This is a genomic window from Kitasatospora sp. NPDC054795, assembly GCF_053611565.1.
This window is the reverse complement of sequence record NZ_JBSHAP010000079.1, coordinates 31,249-41,485: the sequence shown is the minus strand read 5'-3', so window position 1 is coordinate 41,485 and position 10,237 is coordinate 31,249. Positions and strand designations below refer to the sequence as shown.

Sequence of the window (10,237 nt, the reverse complement as noted above, 5' to 3'; positions counted from 1 at the left end):
GGGCGAGTCGACCCGGGCGGCCTGCGCCACTGTTCGGCTGTTCGGCTCCTCAGCTCCTCAGCGGTACGGACCGTCAGCCGTGGCGGCCGCGACGACGGCGGGCGGCCAGCACGGCCAGTCCGCCGAGGCCGAGCAGGCCGACGCCCGCAACGCCGAAGACCACCGGGGCGTTGCCCGCGCCGGTGGAGGGCAACTCACCGCCGCCACCAGGGTGGTGACTGGTCGGCTGCCCGGTCGGACGGTGGCTGGTCGGGGCCGGACCGGCACTCGACGTCGTCGCACTGGCCGACGGCGAGGTGGGCGAGGTCGGCGACGGGGACGTCGGGGTCGGAGACGTCGGCGACGGTGACGGTGACGTGGGGGACGGCGAGGTCGGCGACGGGGACGTCGGGCTCGGAGACGTCGGCGACGGCGAGGTCGGGGACGGCGAGGTCGGCGAGGGCGAAGGCGTCGATGAGGTCGGCGACGGGCTGGGTGTCACGACGCAGTCCGGCAGGTCGCCGTCGAACGGGTAACTGTGGATCTCGTAGCCGCCGGTACCGGTGTGGATCAGGTTGCCCGCGAGGTACACCCGGCCGTTCATGCCCGGCTGGGCGATGGTCGTGGTGCCGCCGGGGTTGCCGGCCATGACCGAGCCCTGGAACTGTGCGCTGCCGAGGATCTGTGCCGAGGTCGCGGTCGGGAAGTTGTACATGAGCTTCGAGCGCATGTCGGTGGTCTGGTCGCCGGCCAGCCCGGTGCCGGTGTAGGTGTTGATGATCGGGCTGTCCCCGAGCATGTTCACCACGACGGTGGCGCCGGCCGGGATGTTGTTGAAGACCAGGCCGATCTGCCCGCCGGACGGCGAGGCGAGGTTCTGGGCGACGTTGAAGACCTGCTTCATGCTGGTCCCGTCACCGGTGAAGGTCGCCTGACTGGAGGAGATGTCGACAGTGCCGGTCGCGGTGGCCCGGCCGACGCAGTCGGAGACCTCCTCGATCTGGGTCAGCACCGTCTGGTACGGCGCGGCGGCGTTCGGGTCATGGATCGACTCGCCGGTGGGGTCGATGTTCACGGTGCCGGTGACGGAGCCCGCGTGCCGCAGGTTGCCGAAGGCCGGCCCGTGCGAGTCGCTGCCACCGATCAGGATCGCGTTGCCGGTCACCACGTCGACATTGCCGCCGGCGGTCACGAAGTCGCTGCCGTTCGGCGGCACCACGCGCGAACCGACACCGACGACGCCCATGTTGTAGACGCCGCCGCCGTTCTTGTCGACGGTCAGGTTCCCCAGTGCGACGATCTTGCCCTCGGCCTCCGCGGCCCGGCCGTTCACGGTGTAGTTGCCACCGGTGAAGACGTTGATGGTGGAGTCGCGGCCGGTGAAGTCGCCGTTGTTGGGCGGCGGCCAGGTGGCGGGGCAGTCGGGTCCCGTGCAGGCGCCCAGCGGCGGGGCCAGCGGAGCGGCCGAACCGACCGTCAGCACCGCGGCCAGCGGCAGCGCGGTGACGGCGGTCGCCACCGCGATCCTGATGGCCCGGCGCCCGCGCGTCGCCGGAGTTCTCACGGCGGTCGTTCTGTGATCCGGCGAACCGGTGGCCTGATCCATCGACAATTCCTCCGTGTACGAGAAAGGGCGAGACCGGATGACCCGCCATGTTTCATACGATCTGCTGGCGATCCCATAGATCCGGGATATCCAATACCAAAACGGACTTATCGCAGCCTACAGACCATCAGATCGGATCCGAAACTCACACGTACGGAGCAGGGATCCCCAGGGCGGGCGCCGACCGGCGGCAAGGGCCTAGGTTGGGAGGCATGACCACCGAGGCCCAGGAACAGAGCGCGCCGCTCGTCTCCGTCGCGTCCGCCGACGCCGTACTGCGGCACCCCGAGGCGGGCGAGCACCTGCTGACCGCCATGGAGCGGGAACGCGCCGCGCGCTTCCGGCACGAGTCCGGTCGGATCGACTTCACCGCCGGGCACCTGCTGGTCCGGCTCTGCGCCGCCCGGCTTCTCGACGTACCGGTGGCCGGCCTCGTCCTCGCCCAGCAGTGCCCGGACTGCGGGCTCGCCGACCACGGCAAGCCCTACCTGCCGGACCACCCCGGGGTGCACGTCAGCCTGTCGCACACCCGGGGCGTGGTCGCCGCCGGCGCCGGGTTCCAGCCGGTCGGGGTCGACGTCGAGCTGTCCGCCCGGAGCGGCTCGCTGCGTTCGGTCGCCCGCCGGGTGCTGGCCCCGGCCGAGCTCGCCCTGGTCGAGGCCGACCCGGAGCCGGAGCAGGCCTTCCTGCGGCTCTGGGTGCGCAAGGAATCGCTGATCAAGATCGGACGGGCCACCCTGGACACACTCGGCCGGGTCGACCTCTCCGCCCTGCCGCTGTCCGTCCCGCCGGGCCCGCCGCTGCGCAGCCGGTGGGAGGACCTGCACCTGCTCGACTGGACCGACCCAGAGCACGCCGCCGCCGTGGGCGCCGTCAGCACCGCCCCGCCCCGGATCGTGGAGCTCACGGCGGCGGGCTGAGCGGCCGGGCCGGGGGCTCGGCGCCGGGCCGGAGCGGGCTCCCCGGCGCCGACCCGCGCGGTGGGCCGGGAAATAAGCGGTGTTAGCGTGCCTGGTCGTGGGCACGCCGAACGCGCGTGCCCGCCCACCAGCTGCCCACCGGATCCAAAGGGTGCCCCGCCATGGCCAAGTTCCTGCTGAGCCTGCACGTCCTCGTGTCGGTCCTGTTCATAGGCCCGGTCGCGGTGGCCGTCAGCATGTTCCCGCGCCGGGCGAAGGCCGCGCTGGCCGGCGGCCCGGACCGGACCTCCGACGCCGGCGTGCTGCGCGTGCTGCACCGGATCACCCAGGTCTACGCGCTGCTCGGGGTCGCGGTGCCGGTGCTGGGCATCGGCCTGGCCCAGGTGATGGACGTGCTCGGGCAGTCCTGGGTGATCGTCTCGATGGTGCTGACCGCGATCGCCGCGCTCGCCCTGCTGCTCTTCGTACTGCCCGGCCAGCAGGCCGCGGTGGACGCGCTCGAACTCGACCCGTCGGACGAGCAGCACACCAAGGCCGTCGGCGGCCTGAAGATGCTGCCGATGACCGCCGGGGTGTTCAACCTGCTGTGGGCCGTGGTCGTGGTGCTCATGGTCATCCGCCCGGGGTCGAGCACCGGCGTCTGAGGCCCTGCTCTCCCGGCCCCTCCCGCTCTCCCGGTTCCCCCCGGTTCCTCCCGGCTTCTCCCGGCTTCTCCCGGCTTCTCCCGGCTTCTCCTGAGTTCTCCGGTCCGCTACTCTCGCCATGCCCTCCCGACCGCCGCGCCCCCTCCCGCCGACCGGGCCCGTTCGAGTACCGTCCTGGGCCATGACGATCATGGCGGGCATGGGCAGCCCGACGGGAACCGGCGTCGGCCCGCTGCTGCGCGGCTGGCGGGAACGACGGCAGCTCAGCCAGCTGCAACTGGCACTGCGGGCGGACTCCTCGGCCCGCCACCTCAGCTTCGTCGAGAACGGCCGCTCCCGGCCGAGCCGGGAGCTGGTGCTGCGACTGGCCGAGCAGCTGGACGTCCCGGTGCGCGAGCGCAACACCCTGCTGCTGGCGGCCGGCTACGCCCCGCACTACCGCGAGACACCGCTGGACGACCCGTCGATGGCCGCGCTGCGCGGCGGGCTGGAACGGCTGCTGGCCGCCCACGACCCGTACCCGGCGGTCGTGGTCGACGGGTCCTTCCGGGTGCTGGCGGCCAACCGCTCGCTCGGGCTGCTCATCGACGGCGTCGCCCCTCACCTGCTGGAACCGCCGTTCAACGCGATCCGCGTCACCCTGCACCCCGACGGGCTGGCTCCGCGCATCGTCAACCTGCGGCAGTGGCGGCAGCACCTGCTGGAGCGGATGGAACGGCAGCTGGAGCTGGTCCGCGCCGAGCCGCTGCGCCGACTGTACGAGGAGGTCCGCGGCTACCCCGAACCGCCCGCCGAGGACCCGGCGGGCGGACCGGACGGGAACGGACCGGCCGGGAACGGGTCGGCCGCGGGCGGACCGGTCACGGGCGGACCGGCCGTCGACGGGTTCCCGCTCGCGCTGCCGATGCGGATCCGGTACGAGGGACGGGTGCTCTCCTTCCTCTCCACCATCGCGACCTTCAACACGCCAGTGGACGTCACCGTCTCCGAGCTGGCCATGGAGACCTTCCTCCCCGCCGACACGGAGACGGCACGGTTCCTGCAGGCCGTCGTCGGGCCCGAACGCTAGGGCCGCTCCCGGGCCTCTCGCCGCAGGGCGGTGAACTGAAGGACGGCGAACAGGGCCACCGCCGCGGCCTGCACCGGGATCCAGACGGACCCGGCGGTGGTCGGCTCCAGCCACACCTCCATCGCGACCAGGCTGAGCACCACCCAGGCGAGGTTGACGTCGATCACGGCCCGCACCCCGAGCACCGGCGGCCGTCGGCGGGCGGCCAGCGCGCCGACCGCGAGCGCGTAGCCGAGGAGCAGCAGCCCGACATCGACCAGGGTGGTGCGGCCGGCGCCGAGCAGTTCGCCGAGCGGTCCGGAGAGGACCAGGTAGGCCAGGCCGTTGCCGCCGGTGACCAGGGCGTCCAGAGCCAGGGCGCCGCGCACCGTCCGGGGCGAGAAGACGGAACCGGGCCTGGCGGGGGTGAGGGTGTTCACGTGGGCGGACACGGCGGATCGCCTCCTGTCGGGGGTGGGAGCCCGGGACCGTGGCGGCCGCACCGGGTGCCACCACCCTGCCCGGTGCGGCGGCGGGCGTCGATTACCCCGCAGGTAACGGCCGTCGGATCCCCGGCGGACGCCTCCGCGCCGCGCACCCGACGGGAATTGTCAGACACGCCCTACGGCCTCCGGGGCGGCTGCCGGAGCAGCACTCCCGCCCGCTTCACCGCGCGGGCGGTGATGGTGGTCTCGGCGCGGGCGACGCCGAGCGGGCCGAGGGCGTCGGTGAGGAAGCGGTACAGCTCGCCGTGGTCCGGGCAGAACACCGTGGCCAGCAGGTTGGCCGGACCGCTGGTGGCGAACACCCCGTGTACCTGCGGGTGGCGGGCCAGCGCCGCCCCGACCTCGGCGATCCGGCCGGGCGGCACGTCCAGCCAGAGGTTGGCGTCCACAGCCATGCCGAGCAGCCGCGGGTCCACGGTGGCATGGGTGCGCAGCAGCCCCGCCCCGTCGAGCCGGTGCAGCCGGCGGCGCACCGTGGACTCGGGCGCGCCGACGGCCGCGGCCAGCACGGCGTGGGACTGCCGGGCGTCCTCGCCCAGCCGCTCCAGCAGCGCGCGGTCGAGGCCGTCCAGCGGCGGGGGTGCGGCGGGGCGCGGGACGGCGGGCCGGGCGAGCGCCTCGGCCTCCTCCTCGGTCAGGTACCCGGCCCGCCACTGCCCGGCGTCGGCGAAGGCGTGCAGCACCGCGTGGGTGGTGGTCTCGGTGACGGCGCCGGTCGCGGGCAGCTGCCCGTACAGCAGCCGGTCGCGGGAACCGGCGTCGGTGAGCATCACGGCACCGACCTCGTGGCCGCCGAGCATCACGTCGACGAACGGGACGTCGGGGCGGTCGGCGAGGGCCCGCGCGATGGCGTCCGCCCGGCCGCTCAGCACCCGGACCCGCAGCAGCAGCGCGCCCACCGTCGCGTCCTCGACGTCCGGCAGCCGGACCACCCGCAGCACCCCGGCCTGCCGCAGCCGGCCCAGCCGGCGGGTGACCGTCCGCGCGGACACGCCCAGAACCTCGGCGATCCGGCCGGGCTCGGCCCGCCCGTCCACCTGGAGGGCGCACACCAGGCGGCGGTCGAGGACGTCCAGCACGCTGTCCGGATCGGCGGTGGAGAGGTCCATGGTGTCCGATCTCCGTCACTCTCGGCGGCTGCTGCGTCCTGTTCGGCAGCCCTGACGGTACTCCTTGTCCCGGGCGGCCGGAGCACACACCGGCCCCGGGCCCCGGCCGGAAGCCCCGGTCCGGGAGCTCCGGTCGGGGAGCTCCGGTCGGACGCGTCGGCCCGGGGGCTCCGGTGGGGCACGTCGGCCCGGGGTGAGGAATCGAGGAGGAGGGAGTCACCGTGACGAACGAGCTGTGGACGCTGGCGGAGGGTGTGGAGGCCGCGGTGCGGGAGGTCGGTGCGGGGCTGGCGGCACGCCGGTCCGCCGACCCGGTCACCGCCCGGACCGCCGAGGAGGCGGCGGCCCGCTTCGCCGAACTGGACGGCCCGGCCGCCGCCGTACTGCGGGAGCGGCTGACGGCGCTGCACCCGCAGGCCGGCTGGGTGCCCGAGGAGCTGGACGGGTCGGTGCCCGCCGAGGGCGAGTGGTGGCTGTGCGACGCGACCGACGGCGCGGTGCAGTACCTGCTCGGGCAGCCGCACTGGGCGGTGACCGCCACGCTGGTGCGGGACGGCGCGGCGGTGCTGGCCGTGGTGCACGCCCCGGAACAGGACGGCCGCACCTACCGGGCGGTGCTCGGCGGCGGCGCCGAGCTGGACGGGCGGCCGATCGCGCCCCTGGAACGGGAGTTGGCCGTCACCGTCGCCGCCACCAGCCAGCCGCCCCGGGTGGCCGCCGACCCGGTCGCGCTGCGCCGGGCGGGCGAGTCGCTGTCCGCGATGGCGGGTGCCGTCCTGGCGGTGCGCAACCTCGGCCCGACCGCGCTCCAGGTGGCCCAGGTCGGCTCCGGCCACCTGGCGCTGTTCTGGGAGTACGGCCTCGACGCGGGCAACCTGCTGCCCGGCGCGCTGATCGCGCGCGAGGCGGGCGCCGCGGTGACGGACGCCGCCGGGTCGGCCTGGACGACCGGCTCCGACGGCTTCCTCGCCGCCGCGCCCGGGCTGCACGCCCGAGCGCTGCAACTGCTGCGGACGGTGCGGTGATCAGTCCTCGGACTTGATGCCGAAGAGGGCGGCCGCGTTGTCGTGGCAGACCGCCCGCAGCCACTCCTCCCCCAGCCCCAGCCCGGCCAGCGCCTCCAGCTGGTGCACGTACCGGTACGGGATGTTGGGGAAGTCGCTGCCGAGCAGGACGCGCTCCCGGAGCCCGCGCAGGCGCGGCAGCTCCCCGCGCGGGAACGGGACGTCGGCCTCGGCGAAGTCGGTGAACGCGATGGTGGTGTCCAGCCGGACGGCCGGATGGCGCTCGGCCAGGTCGAGGAAGCCGCGGTACTCGGGCATCCCGAGGTGGGCGACCACCAGGACCAGAGCCGGGTGCCGCTCCAGCACCGCGCCGATCGGGCCGGGGCCGGTGAACCTGCCCGGCACCGGCCCGGACCCGCAGTGGGTGACCACCGGGGTACCGGTCTCGGCGAGCAGCCCCCAGACCTCGTCCAGCAGCGGATCCGCCGGATCGTAGCCGCCGACCTGGAGGTGCGCCTTGAACACCCGGGCACCGTCCTCGATCGCCCGGGCCACGTAGCCGGGCGCCCCGGGCTCGGGGAAGAAGGTCGCGGTGTGCAGGCACTCCGGGGTGCGGGCGGCGAATTCGGCGGCCCAGGCGTTCAGCCAGCCGGCCATGCCGGGCTTGTGCGGGTAGAGCATGGACGTGAACGCCCGGACGCCGAAGTCCCGCAGCCGGCGGACCCGCTGTTCCTCGGCCTCGCGGTAGGTAATCGGCCAGGGCCGGTTCACCAGCGGGCCGGCCGCGTCGAAGTACGCCCACACCTTGTCGAGGACGTTCTTCGGCATGAAGTGGGTGTGCACGTCGATCAGCCCGGGCAGGCCGAGCTCCCGCCAGAACCGCCGTACGCCGTCCGCTTCCTGGTCGCTCGCCCGGTCCTGGTCGTTCTCCTGGCCCTGGTCGCTCGCCCGGTCCTGACCGCTCACACGATCACCGGGCGGGCGCGGTCGATGATCGCCGCGGTGTCGACCCCGGCCGGCAGGGTGCCGAAGGCCGCGCCGTGGTCGCCGCCCAGCCGGCTCGCGCAGAACGCGTCGGCCACCGCCGGGCTGCCGAACCGGACCAGCAGCGAGCCCTGGAAGGCCAGCGCCATCGACTCGACCAGCCGGCGGGTGCGGTACTCCAGGTCGCCCAGGTCGGTCAGCTCCTTGCGCAGCGCGGCGACGGCCGCGTCCAGCCGGCGGTCCGCGCCCGCGGCGGCGTCGAGTTCACCCAGGAACGCCTCGACGCTCTCGGGACGCCTGGCCATGGCACGCAGCGCGTCCAGGGCGGCGACGTTGCCGGAGCCCTCCCAGATCGACACCAGCGGCGCCTCCCGGTAGAGCCGGGGCATCCCGGACTCCTCGACGTAGCCGTTGCCGCCCAGGCACTCCAGCGCCTCGGCGGAGTGCGCCGGACCGCGCTTGCACACCCAGTACTTGGCCACCGCCAGGCCCAGCCGCCGGACCAGCGCCTCGTTCCCGTCCCCGGCGAGGGTCAGGTCGGTGGCCCGGGCGAGCCGCATGGCCGTGATCGTGGCCGCCTCGGACTCCACCACCAGGTCGGCGAGCACGTTGCGCATCAGCGGCTGGTCGACCAGCGCCTTGCCGAACGCCCGCCGGTGCAGGGCGTGGTGGACCGCCCGGGTAGCGCCGTAGCGCATGCCGGAGGCGGCACCGATGGTGCAGTCCAGCCGGGTCATATTGACCATCTCGATGATGGTCGGGACGCCCCGGCCCTCCTCGCCGACCAGCAGGCCGACGGCGCCGTCGTACTCCAGCTCGGCCGAGGCGTTGGACTTGTTGCCGAGCTTGTCCTTGAGCCGCATCAGCTGGAGGCGGTTGCGGCTGCCGTCCGGCAGGACGCGCGGCAGCACGAAGCAGCTGAGGCCGCCCGGGGCTTGGGCGAGGGTCAGGAAGAGGTCGGACATCGGCGCCGAGGTGAACCACTTGTGGCCGGTGAGCCGGTAGGTGCCGTCGGTGTGCGGGACGGCGGCGGTGGTGTTGGTGCGGACGTCCGAGCCGCCCTGCTTCTCCGTCATCGACATGCCGGCGATCAGCCCGCGCTTGGTGCGCGGCTCGCGCAGCCCGAAGTCGTACTCCCGCGCGGCCAGCAGCGGCTCCAGCTCGGCGGCCAGCGCCGGGTTGGCGCGCAGCGCCGGGACGGCGGCGTAGGTCATCGAGACCGGGCAGGTGTGGCCGGCCTCGACCTGGCCCCAGACGAAGAACCTGGCGGCACGCGCGGAGTGGGCCCCGGGGCGCTCGTCGCGCCAGGGCGCGGCGTGCAGGCCGTACGAGACGGCGGTGCGCATCAGCTCGTGCCAGGACGGGTGGAACTCGACCTCGTCGATGCGGTGGCCGAAGCGGTCGTGGGTGCGCAGCACCGGCGGGTTCTCGTTGGCCAGCCGGCCCCACTCGGCGGCCTGCTCGGAACCGGCCAGCCGGCCCAGCTCACGCAGCTCGGGCTCGGCCCAGCCGGCGTCGGCCCGCCGGAGGGCGTCGAGCAGGGTGGGGTCGGCGGCGGTGTCGTGGCCGTACGGCAGGGGCACCTGGTTGGTGACCTCATGCGTCGCTGTCATCGCGTCCTCCCAGGGCACGCAGGGTGAAGGAGACCAGGGCGGGGACCACCGCGGTGCTGTCGCTCCTGGTGGCGCCGCTGGCGGTGCTGCTGCTTGTGGTGGTGGTGGTGGTGCTTGTGGTGGTGGTGGTGGTGGTGCTGCTTGTGGTGCCGTCGCCGCGCTCGGGCCCGGCGACGGCGACCGGTGCGGCCGCGAGCGGTCCGGCCAGGGCCTCGCCGACCGCGCCGACCAGGGCGGCGGCGGTCAGCACCGGATCCTGCTCGGGCAGTTCGCCGCTCGCCACGGCGGCGGCGATCTCGGTGGCGATCACGTCCCGGAACGCCCGCCGGAAGACCAGGCGCTCCTCGTCCACGACCGCGTCGGCCGGCTCGACCAGCAGCGCGTACGCCAGCCGGGGCGCGCGCAGGGCACGGGCTGCGAAGGTCTCGACCACGGCGGCGATCCGCCGCCGCGGGGTGTCCCGGAGGGCGACGGCGGCGTTGACCGCGTCGATCTCGTGCGTGACCACCCGGCGGAAGAGCTGCACCGACAGCTCGGCCTTGCCGGAGAAGTGCTGGTACAGGCTGCCGGTGGCGATCCCGGCGCTGTCCGCCACGGCGGCCATCGTGCAACCGCCGTAGCCGCGCTCGGCGAGCAGGCCGACCGCCGACTGGAGCACCGCTTCCCGCTGGGCGTCCAGGCGGGCTTGTACGGCGGGGGTGCGTCGGTAGGCCATGGAAGCATTGAAGCACTGATTCACTGCTTCGGGGAGGGGGCCGGCCAGGCCGTTCCCGGCCCCGTTTCCGGCCCCGCGACCCGGCGCTTCCGGAACGACGTGAGGAGGC

10 protein-coding genes are annotated in these 10,237 nt (G+C 74.3%); 4 read left to right on the top strand and 6 right to left on the bottom strand.

What is annotated here, in order from left to right; genetic code table 11:
- Positions 1-73: 73 nt before the first annotated feature.
- Complete coding sequence (locus ACWGJO_RS26220) at positions 74-1,498, bottom strand: choice-of-anchor A family protein (protein WP_452187373.1); 1,425 nt, start codon at positions 1,496-1,498, stop codon at positions 74-76.
- Between the two features lie 299 nt (positions 1,499-1,797).
- Here ACWGJO_RS26220 and ACWGJO_RS26215 point away from each other — a divergent pair, with 299 nt between their 5' ends.
- The 3 genes from ACWGJO_RS26215 (at position 1,798) to ACWGJO_RS26205 (ending at position 4,218) form a co-directional block, all read left to right on the top strand.
- On the top strand, positions 1,798-2,505 hold the full coding sequence (locus ACWGJO_RS26215) for a 4'-phosphopantetheinyl transferase family protein (protein ID WP_387689576.1): 708 nt from the start codon (positions 1,798-1,800) through the stop codon (positions 2,503-2,505).
- A gap of 161 nt (positions 2,506-2,666) precedes the next feature.
- Positions 2,667-3,149 carry a hypothetical protein gene (locus tag ACWGJO_RS26210; protein ID WP_452187371.1) on the top strand — a complete coding sequence of 161 codons (483 nt, stop codon included), beginning with the start codon at positions 2,667-2,669 and terminating at the stop codon, positions 3,147-3,149.
- Positions 3,150-3,330: 181 nt separating this feature from the next.
- Positions 3,331-4,218 (top strand): helix-turn-helix domain-containing protein, encoded by an 888-nt coding sequence (locus ACWGJO_RS26205; RefSeq protein WP_452187368.1) that lies wholly within the window; start codon positions 3,331-3,333, stop codon positions 4,216-4,218.
- On the opposite strand, the gene ACWGJO_RS26200 is transcribed toward ACWGJO_RS26205, so the two are convergent.
- A complete protein-coding gene (locus ACWGJO_RS26200; RefSeq protein WP_452187366.1) occupies positions 4,215-4,649 on the bottom strand; it encodes a hypothetical protein in 435 nt (144 codons plus the stop codon). The two genes, ACWGJO_RS26205 and ACWGJO_RS26200, sit on opposite strands and share 4 nt — an antisense overlap.
- Positions 4,650-4,819: 170 nt before the next feature.
- Positions 4,820-5,812 (bottom strand): Lrp/AsnC family transcriptional regulator, encoded by a 993-nt coding sequence (locus ACWGJO_RS26195; RefSeq protein WP_452187364.1) that lies wholly within the window; start codon positions 5,810-5,812, stop codon positions 4,820-4,822.
- 221 nt (positions 5,813-6,033) lie between these two features.
- Here ACWGJO_RS26195 and ACWGJO_RS26190 point away from each other — a divergent pair, with 221 nt between their 5' ends.
- On the top strand, positions 6,034-6,837 hold the full coding sequence (locus ACWGJO_RS26190; RefSeq protein WP_452187362.1) for an inositol monophosphatase family protein: 804 nt from the start codon (positions 6,034-6,036) through the stop codon (positions 6,835-6,837).
- Here ACWGJO_RS26190 and ACWGJO_RS26185 read toward each other — a convergent pair whose 3' ends face one another.
- The 3 genes from ACWGJO_RS26185 to ACWGJO_RS26175 form a co-directional block, all read right to left on the bottom strand.
- Positions 6,838-7,677, bottom strand: a complete 840-nt coding sequence (locus ACWGJO_RS26185; protein WP_452187375.1) for an amidohydrolase family protein — start codon at positions 7,675-7,677, stop codon at positions 6,838-6,840.
- 101 nt (positions 7,678-7,778) lie between these two features.
- Complete coding sequence (locus ACWGJO_RS26180) at positions 7,779-9,413, bottom strand: acyl-CoA dehydrogenase family protein (protein WP_452187360.1); 1,635 nt, start codon at positions 9,411-9,413, stop codon at positions 7,779-7,781.
- Positions 9,397-10,128 carry a TetR/AcrR family transcriptional regulator gene (locus ACWGJO_RS26175; protein ID WP_452187358.1) on the bottom strand — a complete coding sequence of 244 codons (732 nt, stop codon included), beginning with the start codon at positions 10,126-10,128 and terminating at the stop codon, positions 9,397-9,399. Before ACWGJO_RS26175 ends, ACWGJO_RS26180 begins: the two co-directional genes overlap by 17 nt.
- Positions 10,129-10,237: the final 109 nt, after the last annotated feature.

Excerpts from the sequence above, each read along its gene's own strand:
- ACWGJO_RS26175 (WP_452187358.1), bottom strand. The coding sequence starts at position 10,128 with ATGGCCTACCGACGCACCCCCGCCGTACAAGCCCGCCTGGACGCCCAG.
- ACWGJO_RS26205 (WP_452187368.1), top strand. The coding sequence starts at position 3,331 with ATGACGATCATGGCGGGCATGGGCAGCCCGACGGGAACCGGCGTCGGC.
- ACWGJO_RS26180 (WP_452187360.1), bottom strand. The coding sequence starts at position 9,413 with ATGACAGCGACGCATGAGGTCACCAACCAGGTGCCCCTGCCGTACGGC.
- ACWGJO_RS26215 (WP_387689576.1), top strand. The coding sequence starts at position 1,798 with ATGACCACCGAGGCCCAGGAACAGAGCGCGCCGCTCGTCTCCGTCGCG.
- ACWGJO_RS26195 (WP_452187364.1), bottom strand. The coding sequence starts at position 5,812 with ATGGACCTCTCCACCGCCGATCCGGACAGCGTGCTGGACGTCCTCGAC.
- ACWGJO_RS26210 (WP_452187371.1), top strand. The coding sequence starts at position 2,667 with ATGGCCAAGTTCCTGCTGAGCCTGCACGTCCTCGTGTCGGTCCTGTTC.